The following is a 21,067-nucleotide window of genomic DNA, read 5'->3' on the forward strand; positions in this document are numbered from 1 at the left end:
ACCGCGATGGTCGTGTGACGCTCGTCGTCATCTTTTATAACCCTGCACTATGTGCATACTATTTACCACAGTATATGATATCCCGTACCACACAAATAAACATGAGTGTTTGCCGACAAACAGGTTCGACCGTTCACAGAGACCGATGACGACCGACGATCCCCACGACGGCGACGATCTGATCGACCTCGACGCGGCCGTCGACCACGTTCGGACGCTCCGCACGGAGTTGCTGCCGGCCCTCGAGACGGAACGCGTCTCCCTGGACGAACTGGCCGGCCGGACGCTCGCGGAACCGATCCACGCGCCGGTCGACGTCCCCGCACACAGTCACGCGACGATGGATGGCTTCGCGTTCGACGCGACCGACGAGTATCCGCTGGCGGTCGTCGACGACCCGGTCTACCCGGAGGACGAGCCACCCGGCCTCGAGTCGGGCACGGCGATCCGGATCGCGACCGGTGCACCGCTGCCACCGTCGACGAACGCGGTGCTCAAGCGCGAGGAAGCGACCGTCGACAACGGCCGACTGACGGGGAGGGCGATCGAACCCGGAACCTACGTCTACCAACGCGGCAGCAACGTCAGCGAGGGGGAGAAGTTGTTCGATGCGGGCGAGCGACTCGGCGCGAAGGACGCGTTGCTGCTCGGCGACCTCGGGATCGACGGCGTCGCCGTCCGCGAGCGCACCTCCGTCGGCCTGCTGGCGACCGGCACGGAGATCCACGAGGGACGCCACCGGGACCTCGACTCGCCGATGCTGGCCGGACTCGTCCGCTCGTGGGGACACGAGGCGACCTACGAGGGGTCGGTCCCCGACGAAAACGACCGGGTCGAATCCCGCATCGACGAACTGGCCCGCGAGCACGACGTCGTCGTCACGACCGGCGGGACGAGCGTCGGCGACAAGGACTACGTCATCCGGACGCTCGACGCGCTCGGCGACGTCCTGTTCCACCGCGTGCGGCTCCGACCGGGGAAACCGATCGGCGTCGCACGGCTGCCCGACCACGACGCGGTGGCGATCGCCGTGCCGGGGAAACCGGTCGGTGCCTATCTCGTGACGGCACTCGTCGCCCGCCCGTTCTTTACCGGCGACGCCTCCCTCCCGACGGTGTCCGCTCGGATGGCCCACGACGTGGGGATCGCCACGGCCGGCTTCACCTACGCGATTCCCGTCACGCTCGAGGACGGGACCGCGACGGGACTCGGCCACGTCGACTCACCGCTCCCGATCTACGAGGAGACGTTCGATCCGAGCGTTCTCTCTTCGAGTACGCGCGCGAGCCGAGCCGACGGGTTCGTGCTGACGACGAACGGCGTCGCCGCCGAGGAACCGGTCGACGTCGTTCCGGCGACAGCGCTGGAACGATGACGGTGGATCCATCCGATTCGCCGGCCGTGGCGGGGCTCTTGCTCGCCGCCGGGACGAGCAGCCGCTTCGGGAACGAAAACAAACTGCTGGCGACGCTCGAGGGGGAGCCGATCGTCCGTCAGGCCGCACGAACGCTCGTTCGCAGCGGCGTCGAGCCGGTCGTCGTCGTCCTCGGTCACGAGGCTGACCGGGTCGGTGACGCGATCGAGGGTCTTCCCGTCGAAACCGCCGTCAACGAGGCCTACGACACCGGCCAGGCGTCCTCGCTCCGAACCGGTATCCGGGCGATTCGCGGGCGCGACCGCGAGTACGACGCGGCCGTCATCGCGCTCGGGGACATGCCGTTCGTCGCTCCGTCGACAGTCGATTCGCTGGTCTCGGCGTACGCCGCGGACGCCGGTGACGCGCTCGCGGCGGCGTTCGACGGGGAGCGGGGAAACCCGGTGTTGTTCGACGAGCGGTTCTTCGACGCGCTCGCCGACGTCGACGGCGATATCGGCGGTCGCGAGATCCTGCGCGAGAGCGACGCGAGCGCGCTGGTCCCCGTCGACGATCCGGGCGTGCGCCGCGACATCGACAGCCCCGACGATCTGTGACCGACCCCCCGGACGCGTCCCGTGGGGTCCCCGCTCGTCGAAGCGGACGTTCGATCCCGGCGCTGTCCGGCCGTACTACTCCGACTCGAGTTTCCTGACGACGATCTGTCCGTCCTCGACGTGCCACTCGATCCGATCGCCCTCGCCGACATCGAGGAAGTTTCGAACCGGTTTCGGCACTGTCGTCAGGTTCTTTTCGGAGACCTTCGTATCGGTGAGTATACCCATTTTACGTGGGATACAGCCCTAGTCAATACATAGTTTACGCTATGTGGTGGGAACGCGGTCATCGACGGCCGGAGCGGGGTCACCCGCTCGAGCGCCATCGGTGTGCACCGCCGTCGGACGCCTTGGTGAAGTCGAGGTCGTATCGGTCGGATTCGACGAGAACCGGTCCCGGAACGTACGTGTCCTCGGAGCTATCCACCGGCTCGAGGAGGTTCCGGTCCGCCATCGTCGAGAGGACGTCCCGAACCGTCCCCTCGCGGCCGGGAATCAGGTTCGCTTCTTCCATCACGCCGTCGACGTCGACCTGCCCCCGGAGGAATGCCAGCCGGATCGCCGACACCCACGCAGGTTCGCGCTTCGTCTCCCGACACATGACGGGTACGTCGCAGGGGACGCTGTTATAGTTTCTGACGGGAACGTCCAAGTCCTTTTGTGAAGCCATCGTTCGCGGCCGACGGCGACCACCGCCAGGCTTACGCCGATCTCCGGGCATCTAGGGCGTATGGTTCGTCAGCAGATCGACAGTGTCGGCGTCGTCGGCGCGGGGACGATGGGCAGCGGGATCGCACAGGTCGCGGCGACGGCCGGCTACGAGGTCGTGATGCGCGACATCGAGTCGACGTTCGTCGAGAACGGGTTCGACACCATCGACGATAGCCTCTCACGGCTGGACGCGCGAGACGATCTCGCGGAATCCCCGTCGACGATCCGCGACCGAATCGAGGGAACGACACTGCTCGATGACCTCGCCGACTGCGACCTCGTCGTCGAGGCCGCCCTCGAGGAACTGAGCGTCAAACAGGAGATCTTCGCCGACCTCGAGCGGGTCTGTGACGACGACGTCCTGCTCGCGACGAACACGAGCACGATCTCGATCACCTCGATCGCGTCGGACCTCGAGGCCCCCGAGCGCGTGATCGGACTGCACTTCATGAACCCGGTCCCGATTATGGAGGGCGTCGAGGTCGTCGTCGGCGAGAAGACGACCGCGGAGGCGACGGAGTTGGCACACGAACTCGCCGACGACCTGGGGAAGACGACCTGGGAGGCCGACGATAAGCCCGGCTTCGTCACCAACCGCATCCTGATGCCCTGGATCAACGAAGGCATTCGGGCCTACGACGAGGGCGTCGCTACGAAGGCGGACATCGATACCGGCATGGAACTTGGGACCAACGTCCCGATGGGGCCGCTGACGCTGGCGGATCACATCGGTCTCGACGTCTGTCTCCACGCCTCCGAAACCCTTCACGAGGAGCTGGGCGACCGTTACAAGCCCGCGTACCTCCTCAAACGGAAGGTCGAGGCCGGCGACCTCGGCAAGAAGACCGGGACCGGGTTCTACGAATACGAGTGATCGTCCGCGTCGCGTGACGACTGCGATCGGTTGCGATTCGATTCAGTTTCCGATAAGGTATTTTACGCTGACACTCGTTGCGGGAGACGATGCGCCTCGCACGCCTCGCTATCGCCCTCCTCTGTTGTAGCCTCGTCGGAGCGACCGGTATCGCCGCCGTCGCCGGCGCACCACCGCCGACACAGCTCTGTGGAGTTTGTGGTCCCGGCACCGCCAACGATGCCGAGATCGCGGGCGCGACGGAGCAGGGAACGCTCGACATCTACGTCGACGAAACCGGCGATTCGCGCTGGCACGCCCGCGTGCCGGTCACCGACGCCGCCGCCGAGCGCTACCGCACCAACGCGACCGCACTCGAGGCCGCGGTCGACGACGCCTGGGCACGATACCACGCCGCCGACGACGACATCCGCGAGGTCGAGCCGTCGCTCGAGGACGACTCCGTCGTAGTGAATTATACGGTCGACGACATCGCCCGATCCGGAGTCGGAGACACCTGGATCGTCGACTACTTCGCGGTCGGAACCGCGCTCACTCGCTACGAGATCGTCGCGCAGCGAGTTACGCTACACACTCCCGCGGGGACGAGGGTCACGAACCACGTCCCCGCCGCCGACGTCGATGGCAACGCCGTGACGTGGACCGGCGGAACCGACCGCGACCCGGGCGACGACTTCGGCGAGCAGACGTACGTCACCTACGGCAACGGCGGCGTTCTCGACGCCGCGAGGGGCTACGCGACGCTCGCTCTCGAGACCGGGCCGACGGCGCTCGCACACGGGGCGAGCGGCGGTGCCATTCCGGGGGTGTTGCTCGCACTCGCCGGAGTGGCGATCGGACGGATCGATCTGGGGGTCGCTGCCGTCGACGACACGACCCTCGAGCGACTGATCGTGGCAGTGGGTAGCGTCGGAGCAGTGGGCTTCCTCGTCGTCGGGTCGACCGCGGCCGGCCCCGGCCCCGCGCCGGGTGCAGTCGCGCTGGCGTCGCTCGGGGTCGGATACGCCCTGCTGGGAAGCGTGGCACGCCGGTTCGGCAGGCGCTTCGAGACGCGCGGGCTGGCGGGCCTGTCGGTGCTCGCGACGCTCACCGCTGGAGGAGTCGCGCTCGCACTTGCCGGACCGCCAGTGTATGCGGTCCCGCTTTGTTTCGGACTGGCGACCGCACTCTGGCTGCCGATCGGACACGCGTTCGAACGTGGCCGGACCCCGATCGCACTCGTGGCGGTCACTGCGCTCACGCCGATCGCCGCGATCGGGGCCATCGCTCCGGTCTCGGTGTTCGGATACGGGCCGACGATGTACGGGCTCCTGTTGTTGCCGTGGGTCGCAAGCGTCGCCGTGTTCGGCTACCCACTCGCGCTTTTGGGCCGGCAACTCGCGCTCGCCGACGACTGAGCCTGCACGACGCCGACGAGCGACGGAGCCACCGCGTCCTCACTCGAGGAATCGCGCACCGACGTCGACGTCGGCCGGCGGCATCGCACACTGGTCTTTCTTGCCGAACCAGCGATACCGGCGCGCCGCGACGAAGTCGTACGCCCGATCCCGAATCGACCGCGGCAGGAACCGAAACGGCCCGAGCAGCGCGTAGACCCCTCCGAGGAGCCTCGCGATTCGGATGACAGCCGCGGACTTCACGTAGCAGTCGTCGCCCTCGATCAGCACGATCGACTCGAGTTCGTCCGTCGGGAGGTCGTGTTCGGCGAGCAACCGTTTGCCGACATCGGACTGGAGCGAGGCGAACCGAAATTGCCCGTCCGTATCCCGCGGCAGGATGAACTGGACGAACCCGTTACAGAGGTTACAGACGCCGTCGAAGAGGATGATCGGGTCGTCCGGGATGTCCGTACTCATGGGGTATCCATCCGTTGGGACTCCTGCCAATTCACGATTCCGGTCGTCGCAGCAGCGGTCCGGACCGACACTGCGACGGCAGCGGGACCCGAGGACTTCCACACCACGCACTCGTACGGACCGTTGTCAGTCAGTGCCGGCGACCCCACGGACAGGTCGTGGGGTCGCCGGTCACTCGGGACGGGGGACCGCATCAGACGTACGACAGTGGACGAGAGAGACGCTCGAACTGCCATTCAACTGTTCTGAAAACGGATTAAATAGTTAATGCAAACGGTGGTGTGGGTGCAGGTATGGCTGAAACGGTTCCCCGACTCGAACCACTGGAGCGTCGACCCCTGACCGACCGTACCTGTCTCGTCACCGGTTCCTCGCGTGGAATCGGTCGCGAAATCGCGTTCGAACTCGCCCGCTGTGGTGCGAACGTCGCAGTGAACTACCGCTCGTCCGACGCGAAGGCACGCGACGTGACCGAGCGGATCGAAGAAAACGGCGAGACGGCGATCACCGTCCAGGCCGACGTCTCCGACCCGGCGCAGGTCGAACGGATGGCCGCGGACATCCGCGAGGAGTTCGGCGCGATCGACGTCCTCGTCAACAACGCAGGGATCACCGTCGATCGAACGTTCGAGGAAATGACCTACGAGGACTGGCAAGCGGTCATCGACGTCAACCTCCACGGAACGTTCAACTGCACGAAGGCGTTCTACGACGACGTCAAAACCTCCGATCACGGGCGACTGATCAACATCTCGAGTGTGGTCGGCCAGCAGGGTAACTACGGACAGGCCAACTACGCGACCTCGAAGGGCGGCCTGTTCGCGTTCACTCGGACGCTCGCCCTGGAACTGGCGAGTCACGGCTCGACGGCGAACTGCGTCGCGCCGGGCTTTACCGAGACGGACATGCTCGAGACGGTTCCCGATCGGGTTCGAGAGAAGATCCGCGAGGACATTCCGCTGGATCGGTTCGCCCGACCCGAAGATATCGTCGGGATGGTCCGGTTCCTCGTCGGCGACCAGGCCGAGTACATGACCGGTCAGGTCGTCGGAATAAACGGCGGCATCGAGTGGTGACGAGTCGCCGAGCCAGGCGATCCGATTCGGTAGGGTGCCTCGAGCAAGCACAGTTGTTCTACCCCAAACAAAATTGTTTTACGGCCGGAATCTGTTCCACCGGATGATGCCACCCATCGCGCTTCCACACGATGCGAAGGCCGGACCGACCAAGTCGGAGGTCCGCGCCGTCGTCGGTTCGAAACTCGCACTCGAGCCCGAGGATCACTTCGCGGAGGTCGGCTCCTGTACGGGGGCCATCACGATCGAAGCCGCACAGCGAGCCGGGCGGGTGACCGCCCTCGAACGGAAACCCGAGCGACTCGAGACGACCGAGCAGAACCTGGCCGCGAACGAGGACTCGATCCGGGCCGAGGTCGAACTGCGCAACGCGGAAGCGCCCGAGGGGCTGCCCGACGACGCCGACGCGCTCTTCCTGGGCGGGAGCCGGAACTTCGAGGCCGTCCTCGACCACGCCGTCGAAACCGAAATCGACCGCGTCGTGATGAACGTCTCGCGCCTCGAGGTCGCGGGCAAGGCGACGGAAGCCTTCCGCGAACGGGACCTGCTTGAGGAGGTCGTCCAGTTCCAGGTGAGCCACGGCTACGAACTCGCCGGCGCGACGAGTTTCGACTCGGACAACCCGGTGTACATGCTGGTCGGGAGCGCGACGGCCGAGGACGATGGCGAGAGAGTCGCCGCCGACGGGAGCGGGGGGTGTCACCAATGACCCTCTACGGCGTCGGGCTCGGTCCCGGCGAGGCCGACCTCGTGACCGTTCGCGGGAAGGAGGTCCTCGAGAGCGTCGACGTGGTCTACTCGCCGGGCCGACTCTCGCGGACCGTGGCGCTGAACCACGTCGACGAGTCGAAGATCGGGGACCTTGACTTCCCGATGACGAAAGACGAGGAGAAGCTCCGTGCGGCGTGGAAGGAGGCCGCCGCGGAGATCGCCCCGAACGCCCGCGACGGCGACGTCGCGTTCGTCACGCTGGGCGATCCCAACGTCTACTCGACGTTTGGCCACCTGCGCCGGACGATCGACGCCTTCCACCCCGACGTCGCCCTCGAGATCGTTCCCGGCGTGAGCGCGGTGACTGCCTTCGCGACCGCGATGGGGGTCGAGATCGAGGCCGGCGCGGGCCTCTCCTTACGAGAGGCCGCGTCCGGACACAGTCCGACGGGCCCGGACCGGATGATCCTGTTCAAGGTCACCGACGCGCCGGCCACCCACGAGGGACTCGTCGATGCCGGCTACGAGGTGACCTACGGCCGGCGGCTCTTCATGGAACAGGGCGATACCATCGTCACCGACGACCCCGAAGCGATCGACGAGCGAGACTACTACACGCTCGCCTACGCCGAGAAGGAGGACCTCGAGGTCGAGCAGGCGACGGCAGCCTTCGAGACCGACGGCTCCGACGACTCGAGTGAAGACGACTCGACGACGAGCGGTGAGCCGGTAACCGACGGCGGTGAGCGAATCGAAGGTGAGCGCGAGCGAAGCGAGCGCGATCCACATCGGAACGCGAAGCGTTCCGAGGAAGGTTCGCGATCCTCGTCGGAGGTACCCTCCGACGGAGGCAGGCTGGTCAACATTGAGCGCGCCGAGGGCTGTGAGGGCGGCGACTGTGGAGGACACCGATGACTGACGACGCACGAAACGACCCGCAGGACGCGATCGACTCCCAAGGCGAGCGCCGCCGCGAGGAACTGGACGACCGGATCTTCGAGCACAGCGCCGGCGACGAACAGGAGGGGATCCCCTTCGTCGGTGCCGGGCCCGGCAACCCGCGACTGCTGACCGTCGCCGGGAAGGAACTGCTCGAGGAGGCCGACCTCGTCGTCCACGCGGGCTCGCTGGTCAACAGCGAACTGTTAGACGAGTACTGTGCCCACGCCGAACTGGTAAATTCCGTCGGGAAGGACCTCGAGGAGCTGATTCCGCTGATGCGGGACGCCTACGAGGACGGCGACAACGTCGTTCGGCTGCACAGCGGCGATCCAGCCATCTACGGCGCGGCCCTCGAGCAGATGGATGCCCTGGAACACGAGGGCGTACCGACCCACTTCGTGCCGGGCGTCACGTCGGCCTTCGCGGCCAGCGCGACGCTGCGGACCCAACTGACGCTCAACGAGGTCTCGAACCACGTCGCCTTCACCCGGCCCCAGGGCAAGACCCTGACACCGGAGGAGGATCACATCTCCGAGTTCGTCGAGATGGGCGACGTGACGACCTGCATCTACCTCGGGACCCACGCGGTTCGGGACACGATGGATCGCCTGCTCGAGGACGACCACGACCCCGAGACGCCGGTCGCGGTGATCTACCACGCCTCCTGGCCCGACGAGGACGTGATCGTCGGTTCGATCGGGACCATCGCGGACAAGGTCGAGGAGGCGGGGTATCGCGCCTCGGCGCTGGTCGTCATCGGCGATGCGGTGACGGGGGCGGGCTACGAGCGCTCGTTCCTCTACGGCGACTGGGCGAATCGCGGATCGTAGGGCTCGTTGGCTACTTGGCGTCCGTCGGCGAGGGGGAGCCTCACCTGCAGCGAACCGGCACGGAATTGGTCGGCTCACTGTGTCCATATTCAAAAGGGAAGGCGAGGCCAACGGTGGCATGATCGCCATCGCCGGATCGAAAGGTGGTTGTGGCAAGTCGACAGTGACGCTCGGCCTCGCCGAGGCGTTCGCGCGAGCGGAGACGCCAGCGCTCGCCATCGATGCCGACAGACAGCTCCCGAACCTCCACGTCATGACGGAGCGCGATCGCGGGCCGACGATCGCGGACCTCGATCGTGGTGCCGATATCACCGAGATCGCACAGCCCCATCCGCGTGAACCGACCGTCGGCATCGTTCCCGCGCCGAAGTCCTCGCAGGCGTTCGAGTTCGACTCCCTAGACGAACGCCTTGAGGCGGACGGACAGCAGGTCCTGATCGACTGTCCGTCCGGTGCCGGTCCGGATGTCGTCGACCCGCTGGCCCAGTCCGCGGGCGTCATCGTCCTCGCGTCGAACACCGACCGCACGCTGGACGCCGCCGAAACGACGATCGAGATGGCGCGCCGGCTCGGGGTTCCCGTCTACGGCGCGATCCTGAACAAGTGCTCGGAGATCCCGGAGCCGGCGACCCGCTGGGACGGGGTCCCGCTTCTTGGATGCGTCCCCGACCGCCCCTCGCCACTGTTGAACGACGATGTCACGACGGCGTTCGACGAAATCGTCGAAACGCTCGCCACACAGACCGCGAGCGACCGGGCCCCTCCGGAGTACGCCGGTGATCGCCTCCCCATCGGCATCGAGGAACTCGACTACCGACTCGGGGGCGGCCTCTCACCGGGGTCCGTCGTCGCACTCGTCGCCGAACCGGCGAGTCAGGCCGAGCACATCCTCTATCGGGCGACCGGCGTCCGCGGCACGCTCTATCTCTCGACGCAGCGGTCGCGGGAGAACGTCCGTCGAGCGATCGAATCCGCCGCGACTGGCTCCGGCACGCCGACGACCAGACGCGTCACCGGCGACGACGCCCTCGAGGAGGCGGCCTCCCTGATCGACAAACTTCCGGACGCGGCCAATCTGATCGTCGACCCGATCGACGAACTCGAACGTCGGGACCGGTCGGCGTACGTGTCGTTCCTCGACGAACTCAAAGACCGCATGGTGGAGACGGACGGCCTCGCGATCCTCTACTGTCTCGAGGACGAACCGCCGAATCGATCGGCGACGCTCCGTGCCGCCGACGCGGTGTTCGAACTCGAGACGGTCACCCCGGCGGCCGACGCCGACATCGAACACCTCCTCTCGGTACCGAAATACCGCCCGAAAGCCGGATTGAGCGAGACGTTCGCGCTCGAGTTCGCCGGTGACGGGGGCGTCGCACCGATCGAGTCCGCGCCGGGAGCGGAGTGACGGGTGTGGAATATGGCACCTCTTCCATACGAAGCACTGATCGGCATCTCGTACGGCCTGTTGGTCGGGTTCGTGCCCGCGATCCTGGTCGGTCTGGCTGCGGTCGGCGTCGGCATCGCCCTGGATCGACCTCTCCCTCTTCTGGTCGGAATCGTCCCGGCCCCGGTCGCGGTCGCGACCGGCATCGACGCGGGCGTCTTCGCTCCCGGATTCTCACACGCTCCCCGGATCGCGATGGCAGCGGTCGTCGCTGGTCTGTTGGGTGTTGTCACGACGAACCAGGGGAACCGCGTTGCAGCGGAACTTCCCCAGAGCCGGTCGCTCCCGGTCGTCAGGGGGCCGACCCTGTCCGTGGACGCGGTCGACGCCGTCGACGCCATGGGTCAGGTGACGATCCGTCCGACGGGAGCGATCCGCGAGTTCGAGGGGTACCCACCGCTGTCTCCCGAGTTGCGGACGACCATCGAGGACGGTGCCTGGCGGCTCCCGGCGGATCTGCAACTCTCCGAACTGGAACGCCGCCTCGAGCGCCGCCTTCGGACCGAGTACGGACTCTCGCTCGTCGACGTTTCCATCGACGGACGTGGTCGGGCGACCGTCGCCGCCGCCCCGCCCGCAAAGGGCGTCGCGACGACGTTGTCGGCGGGAACCAGGGCGGTGACGGTGTCCGGGCTGCTTCCGACGGGGATCGAACCGGGTGACCGGGTCGCGATCGCCGCTGGCGACGAGAGCGTCCGCGGTGACGTCCTTTCGATCGACGACGGCGGTGGTTCCGCCGACGATCGTGGCACGGCCATCGGCTCGCTACCGGTTGCCCACCGAGCCGCCACCATCGGCTTCGACGGCGGTGTGGGACGAGTCACGGTCGCGGTCGAGACGACCGCAGCAACACGATTGCTCGATGCCCCCCGACACCGCATCGTCGTTCTGCCGAGCGGCGATAACCACGCGCTCGAGGCGGCAACACTGTTGGAAGAAGCTGGTCGGGCCGTGACATCCGTCGAGTTAGGGGGCGACTCCCGTGTGGCTGCCGAGACCCTCGGTGTGTGTAGCGACGACCAGTGGCGGTTCGCCGCCGACGTGTCCCCTACCGAGGGCGACAGAGCGTTCGTCGCCGGCACCTCGCCGGAGGTGAACGACCGATGATGGACGTGGGTACCCTCTGGGACCTCGTCCGCACCGCCGCGATCGATGTCGTCGGGATGGCACTGCTAGCAGGAATCGTCGGGCTACTCGCAGCTGCGGGGTACCGCTGGGCGACGACACGCTCGCCACCCGCCGGTGCCGCGGTTCTGCTCGGCCTCTCGACGGTCGCGGGGCACCTGACGTACACGGTATTGGGCGCGAACGTGTTTTTCGACGGTATTCCCCTCGATCACCAGTTCAGTGCCGGGTATCTGCTTGCCACGTTCCTGCTCGCCGGGATCGTTGCGGCGGGCGGGAGTCGACTCGGCGACCGGCTCTCCTGCCAGGTCGCCGATCTCTCGCGGATCGACGCGAGCGGTGAGCCAGCGGCCGCCATCAGATCGGCGGGACTCGCCGTCGCCCTCGAGTTGCCCGAGGCGATCGCGGAGGCGGAGGGATATCGCTCGGTCGACCCGTCCGTTCGTCAGGCACTCTCGGAAGCGACGATGACGCTTCCCCACGGTCTGTCGACGCCGGAGCGACGCGATCGGATCGAGCGCCGCGTCGAACGCGATTACGACGTCGGATTTGTCGACGTGACGATGGCCGACGACGGGACGATCGACCGCGTCCTCGTTGGCCGACGGTCCGCCGGACTCGGATCGATGCTTCCCCCGAAGACCGCCGGAATCGCGATCCGCGCCGAGTGTTCACCCGCTGCGAGTCTCGGCGATCCGGTCGAGATCCGGTCGACCGGGGATCGGGACCGATTGATCGCGACCGGGACGCTTCGAACGGCCACCGGGTCGGTTGCGACCGTGCTCGTCGACGTCGATCGCGTCGACGACTTCGCCGTCGACGAGCGCTATCGACTGGTCACCCGTCCCGACGAGCCAACCGACGGCTACGAGTTCGCGTCGACGCTCCGGACGGTCGACGAGACGGTGACGACGCTCTCGATCGACTCCGACGGCCGGTTCGCCGGTGAGTTCGTCGGCTGGCTACCCGGACGAGTGCTCGTCCTCGACCGCGCGGACGAGTTGCGTCCCTTTCCCGAGGACAGCGAGACGCTGCGAGCGGGCGACGACCTCTGGATACTCGCCCCGCCTGAGGACCTGACGATGGTCGATCCTGCGGACAGTACAAACTCACACAGCGACCTCGACGATCAGACGCAGACACGGACATAGTCACTCCATGGTTACTCTCGAAACGAATTCGGAACGAACGAACGGCATCACGATGGTCCGGGTGACGGTCACGAACACGCGTTCGACTCCCCAGACCGTTCGTCTACAGCTCTTGCTCGACGGCCCGGTCTGGCCGCCGCGACACGACGGACTCGTCGATCCACACTGGAACGACGACGATCGCTGGGAGGCGACGGTCCGTCCGGGTCGGTGCCGAGGCATCGGTTTCGCGAGCCCCGCCGAGCCGACCGATCCCCTCGTCGAAGTCGTCTCGAGCGAGCGCCACGAGGGCGAGAAAACCAGGCCTGCGGCGGTTCTCGGCGAACTCGACCGCTGGCAGCCGACGAACGAGGTGCTCGAACACGAGCGATGATCGTCGCTGTCGCCGGGGGCAAGGGTGGCGTCGGGAAGTCGACGGTATCGCTGAATCTCGCCCACGAACTCGATGCCGTTGTCGTCGACGCCGACCTGACCGGCGCGGATCTCCCGCCCGGGACCGGTCCCGACCTCCACGACGTCCTGGCTGGCCGGGCAAACCCGGTCGATGCGGTCGAGACGAGCGGTTCGGTCCCGGTCTTGCCCTGCGGTCGAACGCTGTCGGGGGCACGCGCGTCAGAGATTGCGGCCCTCGAACGGGTGCTGGAACGCGTCGAACGAGGCTGGGGGCGCGTCGTCGTCGACTGTCCTAGCGGGCTCGCCCGCGATGTCGGGTTCGAACTTCGGGCCGCCGATCTCGCGGTACTCGTCACGAGTCCCGACAAAGCGGCGCTAGTCGACGCTCTCCGGACCCACGACCTCGCTGTCACTCTCGAGACCCCGGTCGCCGCTGTCGTCCTCAACATGGCCGATCGGGAGGGGCACGGCTCGCTCGCCGGCCGACTGGGTCGGACGCTCGGCGTCGACGTCACACTCGTCGAACGACAGGACGCGGTCGCCGATGCCCAGGCGCGGTGGGTTCCAGTCCACGACCACGATGCCGACGCACAGGCCCTCGAGGCGTACCACTCGGTCGCCGAGCGGGTCGGCCAGGCGCAAACGCGCTGTGCCGACCGTTCCGACTCCGTCTGAGTCGTCAGGAGACCGATCTTTTGCGTCTCCGATTCCGTCAGTTTTGGCTCCGTCCCACCGCTCTCGATCGTGGGTCGGGGCACGTCAGTAACTGTCCGCTCGTTCCAACGAGTCTCGGCCGAGGGCCTGGAAACGAACGCCGTCGGCAGTTCCGTGAGGAACTCGAGCGGAGCGACGCATCGATCGTACTGTCGAACGGAAATCACTGCGCATTCGACGCGGAGTTGCAGCCGTTTCGAAGCGACCGGCCGCCGATCGTTCCAACCGTTCGGCTCGGTGGTGTCGACTTCGTCCTCGAGGACGGTGCAGGCCTCGAGGGGGTCGGTCATCGTCCGCATCGTCTCGACGTCCGCAGTGACGGACGGGATTCTTCAGTCGTCCCCGTGAAATCGTGGAGATCCGTGGTGTCGTCGAACGCACTCGGGAACGAGCAGTCCGACGTCGTCGTGATCGCCCGTCGTCGAGGATAAATGGCTCACCCGTACTGGCAATAGCTTACAATAAAACAACAAACGCGCACGGACACAACAAACGGGGACGACCAGTAGTCGAAATCGAAACCACACCTCCCGGCGTGGCCACCAGGCCTTAGCCGTCAGTAACGACGGTCAACTCATTGTTTGGTTCGCCGTCTTCCCAATCCGAGTCCGTCGGGGGTTCGATTTCGAACTCGATACTACCGGTGTCGGCATCCGGCGGAAGTTCGACATCCTCGAAATCGAAATCCGCTTCGCCGTCGTCACCGGTCTCTCCGATGACCGCATCCATCCGGGCACTGCCAGCGGTTGCGATCACCGTCGCTTCAGGAACTCCCTCGTCGTTTTCGTCGACTACTTTCACCGTGAAACTGTCCGTGTCTCCTTCCGAAATATAGTTCTCGTCTTGGAACTCCAGGTCGACTTCGGTCTTCGTTCCGAAATCACCGATCCCGCCGAGCATCTGTAGCATGATTCCCAGCGACATCACGCCGACGATGAGTGCGATTACGAGTCTGATCGGTAGCCCCTCTATCGCCCGGTCGTCGTCGACGAACGAGCGCGTGGGACTCGAGAGTGATAGCGTGGGTATCGGTCGTTGTTTCGAACCCATACCCTGGTTGGCCGCCCCTTTCCATTTAAACCCAAGATCGAAACTTCAAATATGATAGGGGCTGAGACGGACTATGGGTTTCGTCATCGGACGCGGCGCTGACGCTGCAACGGAGCAGGCCGGTCACGTGGGTCGGTATCGGGCACTCGACGGTAGTCAGGGAACCAAGCTTTACCTCGACCTCGATGGTCCCCACGCGACGTTGATCGTCGGAAAGCGCGGCTACGGAAAGTCGTTCACGATGGGCGTCGTCGCCGAGGAACTCGCCCGCGCGGCGGGGGTCACACCGGTAGTTATCGACCCGATGGGGGTCTTTTCGACGCTCGCAGAACCCGCCGACGGCGAGGCGGTCCCCGTCGAAGTGGTCGACGAGCCGGCAGTTTCAGCCGACGTGCTCGGCCCGCGGTCGTGGTGTTCATTGCTCGGGCTCTCCGCCGAGACCGGTGCCGGCGCACTCGTCTGGGAAGCCGCCCAGCAGCACCCGACGCTCGCGGACATGCGCCGCCACGTCGAGCAAAGCGACGCGCCGGACACCGACAGACGGTCCGCAGTCAACCACATCGATCTCGCGGATACGTGGGGCGTGTTCGACCCAGACGGACTCGACGCCAGCACCCTCGCCAGCACCGAGATCACGGTGGTAGACGTTTCCGGGCTCGACTCCGCACCGATGAACGCCGTCTGCCGGGGGATCGCCGAGGCGCTCTACCGGGCACGCGTCGACGACCGCATCGATCGCCTCCCGTGGCTGTTGATCGACGAGGCACACACCTTCTTCGACGGCATCGCGGAGGACGCCCTGCACACGGTGCTCACGCGTGGGCGAGCACCGGGCGTCAGTCTCGTACTGGCGACCCAGCGTCCGAGCGCCGTCTCGGAAATCGCGATCTCTCAGTCCGATGTCCTGGTGTCACACCGACTGACCGCAGGGGCGGATCTCGAGGCGTTGAACGCCGCCCAGCCGACGTACATGAACGACTCGTTCGACGAGCGGCTCCCGACCGACCCCGGCGAAGTGGTCGTGATCGACGACGCGACCGAAACGATCCACGCTGCCCAGATCCGGGCCCGTGATACGCCACACGGCGGCGGGAGCCCGAGCGCACGCGAACTCGCCGATCACGAGTGATCGATCGGTGGTCGGATAGCGTGTCGGTACCGATCGAGTGGTGCAGTTTCGACCGTCCGAATTTAAATATGATACTGCGGGAAGGACGGCCATGACGGACATCGAGCGACTCGAGCAGCGCCTGTCGGCCGTCGAGCGCGTCGTCGTCGACGGCGACGTAACGTTCGCGGAACTGTCGGAACTGACCTCGCTGGCGGAAACCGTCGCCGAACTCGAAACGCGTCTCGAGGAACAGGACCGACGGATCGCCGACCTCGAAGCGACCGTTCAGTCGATCGAAGGGTACGTTGGGAACGTGGAGTCGATCAACGACGACGTCGAACGCCACGCCGCGTCGGCGGTTGCGACGGTCGACCGATTCGAACGCCGAATGGATAAACTCGAGGTCGAACTCGACGATCTCCAGGGTGGGCTACTCGATACGGAACCGGAAGCTCCCGAGAGAGACGAGGATGTAACCGATGGAACGGCCACCGAGACTACCAACGCGGACGGCGAACCGACGGTCTTCACGTTCGGTGAGAGCGGACTCGAGGAACCCGACGACGCCGAAGGAGAGCCGGAACGATCGGTCGAAGGGATCGTCGACGGGACTGGCACGTCGCGGTCGATCGTCGACGATGGTGCGGACCGACCGGCCTCATCCGCGAATCAGTCGACCGTCGATTCGGCGCTCGGTGAGAGTGACTCGGCCACGAACGGACCCGCGACGGACGAGGACGACGGCGGATTGGTGGGGTCGCTGCGGTCACGGCTCCTATGATTCGGTACGTAGTAGCAGTGTTGCTGGCGGTGGCAGTCCTGAGCGTTGCGGGAGTCGCACTCGAGGACGGCGCAGACGACAATACGGACCGCCAGCTACAGACCGGGATTTCCGACATCGAAGGGGCAGCGGTCGACCTGACGGAGAACGAAGAACTCTCACCGGCTGGCCATCCCGATCCACGGCGTGTCGTCGAGGTAACCGTCCCGGCCGGTTCGCTCACGGCAACGGGCGTCACACACTTCGAGATCGAACCGGTACGCAAAGCAGACATGAGTATCGCGCGATACGTCCTGGACGACGGAACGAGAAAGCAGGAATTCATCGACGAACCGATCGTCTACCATGATCCGACCGACAACCGAACGACCGCGATCGGCGGGAGCGGGAAACGGACGCTCAGACTAGCGCTTTTGCCCGACGAGAACGGCGATCCGGTCGTCGTCGCAGCGCCGCCGGACTGGGAGAAGTAGCGATCGAGCGTCAGTTTCGAACCCGTGTGAGGCCGTGAGCGATCCCGCGGGAGAGTTGTGGTTTAAATGAGAAGGCGAGTCCAAACGGGGTATGTCTACGGACGACTCCGGCCGACTGGTGCGGACGTTCCTCCCGGGGATCGGGTTCGAGAGACTGTTCGGGGACGCGGCGGCTCGAGGTCGATGCGACTGCGAGATGGCGTTCGACGACCGGACGATCCACGTCGACGCGTCGGAGTGCAGCGGCAATCTCGTCGAGTCACCTGATTGCCGCCACTCGGTCGTCGAGATGCTATCGGAACGAGAGATGGAGTCGATCGTCGTCAGTTCGGACGGATTGAAATACCGGTACGACCGGGACGAGACGGACTTTCTGGGAGCGGCCGGACGGTTCATCGAGTTACTCGGATCACGCGACGAGGTGCTCGCACGCGATGTCGCCCGGGATCCACTCGGTGCTGCCGCGGGGCTCGATAGTCGGGTCGACGAGATCGGTGATGTGGCCCTCGAGTCCGGGCTGCTGGAGGTCGTTGCGGGGGTCGACGGATACACGGACGTGTTGTCTCCCCGCGTCGGGGTCGGGATCGCGAACTACTTTATCGATCGGACGATCGACGAGACGGCCCGACTCGTCGATATCAGGGAGCTCGAGACCGGGAGTACGACCCGAATTTACGAGCGAGCGGACCGACTCCCGCTGTACGAGCTCGATGTCGTCGACCTCTCGCTGTCGCCGGAGGAACGCGAGTTGGTGATCGATGGCTACGAGGCGATCGCCGAAGGATGGGTGGACGGCGACCGCGCACCCTCGCGGGCGATCGAGTTCGTCTCGGAGGAACCGGTCGATCCGACGTTGACGACGGTATTGGAGAAACACACCGAAGGGTACGGTATTCTTGAGGACCTGTTCGCCGATTCGGCGGTGACCGACGTCTACGTCACGTCGCCGGTGACCGCGAACCCGCTTCGGGTCGAACTCGATGGGGAAGCCATGGAGACGAACGTCCACCTCACCGAGACGGGTGCGAAAGCGCTGGCATCGCGGGTCAGGCGAACGAGCGGGCGAGCCTTCTCGCGTGCGAAACCGACCGTCGACGCGACGGCGTCGCTGGCGAACGGTCGCGGACTCCGGATCGCAGGCGTCACCGATCCCGTCGCGGACGGGACCGCCTTCGCCTTCCGCGAACAGTCCGACGACAGGTTTACACTGCCGGGATTAGTGGCGAACGGAACGATGCCGGCGGCAGCCGCGGGCTTTCTCTCGACGGCGATCGAACGGAACGCCGCGACGTTGATCGCCGGGACCCGCGGGGCCGGGAAGACGACGCTGCTCGGGACGTTGCTCTACGAGGTAACGCCGGATACACGCACGGTGATTATCGAAGATACCCCCGAACTGCCCGTCAGTCCGTTGCAATCGGTCGGCCGGGACGTTCAGGCGCTCCGGACCGGTACCAGCCGCGGGCCGGAGATTTCACCAGCCGACGCGCTCCGGACGGCGCTCCGGCTTGGTGACGGTGCGCTGGTAGTCGGGGAGATCCGCGGTGAAGAGGCCCGCGTTCTTTACGAAGCGATGCGAGTCGGGGCAAACGCGAACGCCGTCCTCGGAACGATCCACGGGGACGGCGCTGACGACGTCTACGAGCGTGTCGTCTCAGATCTCGATGTCGAACCCTCCTCGTTCGGTGCGACGGACCTGGTAGTCACGGTCCAGGCCTATCGGACACCCGAAGGACGGAGTCGACGGATCGCTCGTATTGAGGAGGTGCTCGGCACTGGCGACGACATTCGGTTCGAATCCCTCTACGAACTCGACGGAACCGAGACGGCATCGACCGGTCGAATCGACCGAGGGAAGAGTCGCTACGTCCAGGCGATGAGTGGGCCGACCGAGGAATACGCCGATGTCAGACGAGCCATTGTCGAGCGGGAAGAACTGATGAGGGAACTCGCAGAAGACGGGCGAGTTTCGCCGTCGGAAGTGGCCGCCGCGTACGCTACCCGATAGTAACGAGGTGAGAGAATGACGATACTGATGACGGCGATGGTCGTTCGCGTGCTCGCCGGTCTCTACCCTTACGACGTCGAGGCGAGCAGGGAACTCATCGACTCGATTCGATTCGTCGGTGCCCCATACGACGCCGAGACGGTCGTCAAGGCCGGATACGGTGCGGGATTCGCTGCTGCGTTCGTGCCAGTCCCGCTCCTACTCGTAAACGTGTCGATACCGTTCATCGCTGTCTTCGTACTCACGGCGTCGTTCGGGTCGGCCCACGCGATCCACTCCTGGCCACACCTCCAGGCGGCGTTCCGGCGGACGGAGGCGCTGGGCGAGACGCCGAATCTCATCGGGCGAGCGGTGTTGCGGATGCAGATCCAACCCTCGCTCGAGAACGCGGTCAGGTTCGCCGCTGAAACCGGTGACGGACCGCTGGCGCGGAGCCTCGGCGTACACGTCAACCGGTCGAAAGGGACGCCGTACGCCGGGTTGCTGTCGTTCGCCGACGAGTGGGCCGAACACTTCCCGGCGCTTCGACGCTCGTCGACGCTGCTCGCGACCGCACAGGACGCCCCGGAAGGGGAGCGCGCGCGCACGCTCGATCGCTCCCTGTCTGCCATTCTCGATGGGACTCGAAACCGGATGGCGGAGTTCACGGCGTCGATCAGGGCACCGACTACCATGCTCTTTGCTTTCGGTATTCTGCTTCCGATGGCGCTGATCGCGATCGTTCCCGTGGCACCGATGGCCGGTGTCGATCTCAACATCTGGATGTTCGTGCTCCTGTACAACGTGGTGTTGCCGGCCGTACTGATCGCTGCGTCGTTGTGGTTACTCGTGCGCCGACCCGTTGCGTTTCCGCCGCCGAAAATCGATCACGATCATCCCGACCTCCCCGACCACCTCTGGCTCCGAGCCGGTTGGGGGCTCGTCGCCGGCGGGGTAGTCTATACCGCCATCGAACTATTCGGACCCGCGTACCTCTCCGCGGTCGTCGCGGGGGGAGTCGGTATCGGCGTTGCCCTGCTGGCAGTCTACCGGCCGACCCTCGAGATTCGGACCCACGTTCGTGACGTCGAAACGCATCTGACCGACGCACTGTACATCGTTGGCCGACAGGTCGCCGAGGGTGAGTCCGTCGAGTCCGCGATCGAACTCGCCGCCGATCGGGTCCCCGCGGAAACCGGCGACGTGTTCGAACACGCCGCTGGCGTTCAGCGTCGTCTTCACACGGGCGTCGAAGAGGCGTTCCTCGGACCCTACGGTGCGTTGCGAAACGTTCCGAGTCAGCGTGCACGCAGCATGGCCGCGTTGCTCGCGATCGCCGGCGAAGAAGGGAAGCCGGCCGGTCGCGCCATCGTTTCGATGGCCGACCACCTCGAGGAACTCGAGAACGTCGAAGCCGAGACGAAGCGGTCACTCATTAAGGTCACCAGTACGCTCGACAACACCGCGGCGTACTTCGGTCCAATGGTCGGCGGTGCCACGGTCGGCATGGCGGGGATGCTCACGACGGAGGACTTCGCGACCAGCGACAGACTCGGCGACGCGACCACGATACCGGTCGAACAACTCGGAGTCGTCATCGCGATCTATCTGATCATGCTGGTGGTCATTCTGACGCCGCTGTCGTACGCACTCCGCCACGGGATGGACCGAACGCTGTTCGGATACCACGTCGGCCGTGCGCTGCTCTCGTCGATGCTACTGTTCGTGGTGACCGTTTCGATGATCGATGTCGTGTTGCTCGATCCCGTCTGAGCGTGCCCTCACCCGCGATCGGCTCGACTCGAGTTTCGGCTTTATTGTACTCTTGTACAAACTCGATTTTAAATAAGAAGGGGCGAGCAGA

The 21,067-nt window shown here is 65.7% G+C and carries 22 protein-coding genes; 18 read left to right on the forward strand and 4 right to left on the reverse strand.

Annotated elements, in window-relative coordinates:
* The first annotated feature begins 145 nt into the window (after positions 1-145).
* Positions 146-1,375: a molybdopterin molybdotransferase MoeA gene (locus J0X27_RS16540; RefSeq protein ID WP_207270244.1), complete on the forward strand. Its 1,230-nt coding sequence runs from the start codon at positions 146-148 to the stop codon at positions 1,373-1,375.
* Positions 1,372-1,971 carry a nucleotidyltransferase family protein gene (locus tag J0X27_RS16545; protein ID WP_207270245.1) on the forward strand — a complete coding sequence of 200 codons (600 nt, stop codon included), beginning with the start codon at positions 1,372-1,374 and terminating at the stop codon, positions 1,969-1,971. The genes J0X27_RS16540 and J0X27_RS16545 overlap by 4 nt, the downstream gene beginning before the upstream one ends.
* 75 nt (positions 1,972-2,046) lie before the next feature.
* Here J0X27_RS16545 and J0X27_RS16550 read toward each other — a convergent pair whose 3' ends face one another.
* Positions 2,047-2,199 carry an AbrB/MazE/SpoVT family DNA-binding domain-containing protein gene (locus J0X27_RS16550; protein ID WP_207270246.1) on the reverse strand — a complete coding sequence of 51 codons (153 nt, stop codon included), beginning with the start codon at positions 2,197-2,199 and terminating at the stop codon, positions 2,047-2,049.
* Positions 2,200-2,278: 79 nt separating this feature from the next.
* Entirely contained in the window at positions 2,279-2,572 is a 294-nt protein-coding gene (locus J0X27_RS16555; protein ID WP_207270247.1) for a hypothetical protein, read from the reverse strand.
* A 129-nt stretch (positions 2,573-2,701) separates the two neighbouring features.
* Between J0X27_RS16555 and J0X27_RS16560 the strand changes: the two genes are divergently transcribed.
* A complete protein-coding gene (locus J0X27_RS16560; protein WP_207270248.1) occupies positions 2,702-3,556 on the forward strand; it encodes a 3-hydroxyacyl-CoA dehydrogenase family protein in 855 nt (284 codons plus the stop codon).
* Positions 3,557-3,645: 89 nt separating this feature from the next.
* Positions 3,646-4,953 (forward strand): hypothetical protein, encoded by a 1,308-nt coding sequence (locus tag J0X27_RS16565; RefSeq protein WP_207270249.1) that lies wholly within the window; start codon positions 3,646-3,648, stop codon positions 4,951-4,953.
* 39 nt (positions 4,954-4,992) lie between these two features.
* On the opposite strand, the gene J0X27_RS16570 is transcribed toward J0X27_RS16565, so the two are convergent.
* A complete protein-coding gene (locus J0X27_RS16570; protein ID WP_207270250.1) occupies positions 4,993-5,412 on the reverse strand; it encodes a thiol-disulfide oxidoreductase DCC family protein in 420 nt (139 codons plus the stop codon).
* 293 nt (positions 5,413-5,705) lie between these two features.
* Between J0X27_RS16570 and J0X27_RS16575 the strand changes: the two genes are divergently transcribed.
* The 9 genes from J0X27_RS16575 to J0X27_RS16615 all read left to right on the forward strand — a co-directional run bounded on the left by J0X27_RS16575 (position 5,706) and on the right by J0X27_RS16615 (position 13,762).
* Positions 5,706-6,488, forward strand: coding sequence for a 3-oxoacyl-ACP reductase family protein (locus tag J0X27_RS16575; protein ID WP_207270251.1), 783 nt, complete (start codon positions 5,706-5,708; stop codon positions 6,486-6,488).
* Between the two features lie 106 nt (positions 6,489-6,594).
* On the forward strand, positions 6,595-7,197 hold the full coding sequence (gene cbiT, locus J0X27_RS16580) for a precorrin-6Y C5,15-methyltransferase (decarboxylating) subunit CbiT (RefSeq protein ID WP_207272103.1): 603 nt from the start codon (positions 6,595-6,597) through the stop codon (positions 7,195-7,197).
* Positions 7,194-8,114 (forward strand): cobalt-factor II C(20)-methyltransferase, encoded by a 921-nt coding sequence (locus tag J0X27_RS16585; protein WP_207270252.1) that lies wholly within the window; start codon positions 7,194-7,196, stop codon positions 8,112-8,114. Before cbiT ends, J0X27_RS16585 begins: the two co-directional genes overlap by 4 nt.
* Positions 8,111-8,971 (forward strand): cobalt-precorrin-4/precorrin-4 C(11)-methyltransferase, encoded by an 861-nt coding sequence (locus tag J0X27_RS16590; RefSeq protein ID WP_207270253.1) that lies wholly within the window; start codon positions 8,111-8,113, stop codon positions 8,969-8,971. The genes J0X27_RS16585 and J0X27_RS16590 overlap by 4 nt, the downstream gene beginning before the upstream one ends.
* A gap of 79 nt (positions 8,972-9,050) precedes the next feature.
* On the forward strand, positions 9,051-10,379 hold the full coding sequence (locus tag J0X27_RS16595) for a DUF7125 family protein (RefSeq protein WP_224214542.1): 1,329 nt from the start codon (positions 9,051-9,053) through the stop codon (positions 10,377-10,379).
* Positions 10,380-10,391: 12 nt separating this feature from the next.
* Complete coding sequence (locus tag J0X27_RS16600) at positions 10,392-11,525, forward strand: DUF8167 domain-containing protein (protein ID WP_207270254.1); 1,134 nt, start codon at positions 10,392-10,394, stop codon at positions 11,523-11,525.
* Positions 11,522-12,694: a DUF8167 domain-containing protein gene (locus J0X27_RS16605; RefSeq protein ID WP_207270255.1), complete on the forward strand. Its 1,173-nt coding sequence runs from the start codon at positions 11,522-11,524 to the stop codon at positions 12,692-12,694. The genes J0X27_RS16600 and J0X27_RS16605 overlap by 4 nt, the downstream gene beginning before the upstream one ends.
* A 7-nt stretch (positions 12,695-12,701) precedes the next feature.
* Positions 12,702-13,067, forward strand: a complete 366-nt coding sequence (locus J0X27_RS16610) for a DUF7857 domain-containing protein (protein ID WP_207270256.1) — start codon at positions 12,702-12,704, stop codon at positions 13,065-13,067.
* Positions 13,064-13,762 carry a MinD/ParA family ATP-binding protein gene (locus J0X27_RS16615; protein WP_207270257.1) on the forward strand — a complete coding sequence of 233 codons (699 nt, stop codon included), beginning with the start codon at positions 13,064-13,066 and terminating at the stop codon, positions 13,760-13,762. The genes J0X27_RS16610 and J0X27_RS16615 overlap by 4 nt, the downstream gene beginning before the upstream one ends.
* Before the next feature lie 588 nt (positions 13,763-14,350).
* On the opposite strand, the gene J0X27_RS16620 is transcribed toward J0X27_RS16615, so the two are convergent.
* Positions 14,351-14,851 (reverse strand): DUF7382 domain-containing protein, encoded by a 501-nt coding sequence (locus tag J0X27_RS16620; protein ID WP_207270258.1) that lies wholly within the window; start codon positions 14,849-14,851, stop codon positions 14,351-14,353.
* Between the two features lie 73 nt (positions 14,852-14,924).
* Between J0X27_RS16620 and J0X27_RS16625 the strand changes: the two genes are divergently transcribed.
* From J0X27_RS16625 to J0X27_RS16645, 5 genes are all read left to right on the forward strand, one after another.
* On the forward strand, positions 14,925-15,980 hold the full coding sequence (locus J0X27_RS16625; protein ID WP_207270259.1) for an ATP-binding protein: 1,056 nt from the start codon (positions 14,925-14,927) through the stop codon (positions 15,978-15,980).
* 91 nt (positions 15,981-16,071) lie between these two features.
* A complete protein-coding gene (locus tag J0X27_RS16630) occupies positions 16,072-16,743 on the forward strand; it encodes a DUF7310 family coiled-coil domain-containing protein (protein ID WP_207270260.1) in 672 nt (223 codons plus the stop codon).
* A complete protein-coding gene (locus J0X27_RS16635; protein WP_207270261.1) occupies positions 16,740-17,216 on the forward strand; it encodes a DUF7311 family protein in 477 nt (158 codons plus the stop codon). The genes J0X27_RS16630 and J0X27_RS16635 overlap by 4 nt, the downstream gene beginning before the upstream one ends.
* Positions 17,217-17,307: 91 nt before the next feature.
* Complete coding sequence (locus J0X27_RS16640; RefSeq protein WP_207270262.1) at positions 17,308-19,224, forward strand: type II/IV secretion system ATPase subunit; 1,917 nt, start codon at positions 17,308-17,310, stop codon at positions 19,222-19,224.
* A gap of 15 nt (positions 19,225-19,239) precedes the next feature.
* Positions 19,240-20,976 (forward strand): secretion system protein, encoded by a 1,737-nt coding sequence (locus tag J0X27_RS16645; protein WP_224214541.1) that lies wholly within the window; start codon positions 19,240-19,242, stop codon positions 20,974-20,976.
* The last annotated feature ends 91 nt before the right edge of the window (positions 20,977-21,067 follow it).

This window comes from Natrinema longum (assembly GCF_017352095.1).
GTDB classification, from domain to species: domain Archaea; phylum Halobacteriota; class Halobacteria; order Halobacteriales; family Natrialbaceae; genus Natrinema; species Natrinema longum.

Coding starts and splice junctions, on each gene's coding strand:
- J0X27_RS16565 (WP_207270249.1), top strand. CDS start 3,646: ATGCGCCTCGCACGCCTCGCTATCGCCCTCCTCTGTTGTAGCCTCGTC.
- J0X27_RS16610 (WP_207270256.1), top strand. CDS start 12,702: ATGGTTACTCTCGAAACGAATTCGGAACGAACGAACGGCATCACGATG.
- J0X27_RS16620 (WP_207270258.1), bottom strand. CDS start 14,851: ATGGGTTCGAAACAACGACCGATACCCACGCTATCACTCTCGAGTCCC.
- cbiT (WP_207272103.1), top strand. CDS start 6,595: ATGCCACCCATCGCGCTTCCACACGATGCGAAGGCCGGACCGACCAAG.
- J0X27_RS16540 (WP_207270244.1), top strand. CDS start 146: ATGACGACCGACGATCCCCACGACGGCGACGATCTGATCGACCTCGAC.
- J0X27_RS16600 (WP_207270254.1), top strand. CDS start 10,392: ATGGCACCTCTTCCATACGAAGCACTGATCGGCATCTCGTACGGCCTG.
- J0X27_RS16555 (WP_207270247.1), bottom strand. CDS start 2,572: ATGTGTCGGGAGACGAAGCGCGAACCTGCGTGGGTGTCGGCGATCCGG.
- J0X27_RS16630 (WP_207270260.1), top strand. CDS start 16,072: ATGACGGACATCGAGCGACTCGAGCAGCGCCTGTCGGCCGTCGAGCGC.
- J0X27_RS16575 (WP_207270251.1), top strand. CDS start 5,706: ATGGCTGAAACGGTTCCCCGACTCGAACCACTGGAGCGTCGACCCCTG.
- J0X27_RS16550 (WP_207270246.1), bottom strand. CDS start 2,199: ATGGGTATACTCACCGATACGAAGGTCTCCGAAAAGAACCTGACGACA.
- J0X27_RS16590 (WP_207270253.1), top strand. CDS start 8,111: ATGACTGACGACGCACGAAACGACCCGCAGGACGCGATCGACTCCCAA.
- J0X27_RS16605 (WP_207270255.1), top strand. CDS start 11,522: ATGATGGACGTGGGTACCCTCTGGGACCTCGTCCGCACCGCCGCGATC.
- J0X27_RS16560 (WP_207270248.1), top strand. CDS start 2,702: ATGGTTCGTCAGCAGATCGACAGTGTCGGCGTCGTCGGCGCGGGGACG.
- J0X27_RS16585 (WP_207270252.1), top strand. CDS start 7,194: ATGACCCTCTACGGCGTCGGGCTCGGTCCCGGCGAGGCCGACCTCGTG.
- J0X27_RS16615 (WP_207270257.1), top strand. CDS start 13,064: ATGATCGTCGCTGTCGCCGGGGGCAAGGGTGGCGTCGGGAAGTCGACG.
- J0X27_RS16570 (WP_207270250.1), bottom strand. CDS start 5,412: ATGAGTACGGACATCCCGGACGACCCGATCATCCTCTTCGACGGCGTC.
- J0X27_RS16640 (WP_207270262.1), top strand. CDS start 17,308: ATGTCTACGGACGACTCCGGCCGACTGGTGCGGACGTTCCTCCCGGGG.
- J0X27_RS16625 (WP_207270259.1), top strand. CDS start 14,925: ATGGGTTTCGTCATCGGACGCGGCGCTGACGCTGCAACGGAGCAGGCC.
- J0X27_RS16645 (WP_224214541.1), top strand. CDS start 19,240: ATGACGATACTGATGACGGCGATGGTCGTTCGCGTGCTCGCCGGTCTC.
- J0X27_RS16635 (WP_207270261.1), top strand. CDS start 16,740: ATGATTCGGTACGTAGTAGCAGTGTTGCTGGCGGTGGCAGTCCTGAGC.
- J0X27_RS16545 (WP_207270245.1), top strand. CDS start 1,372: ATGACGGTGGATCCATCCGATTCGCCGGCCGTGGCGGGGCTCTTGCTC.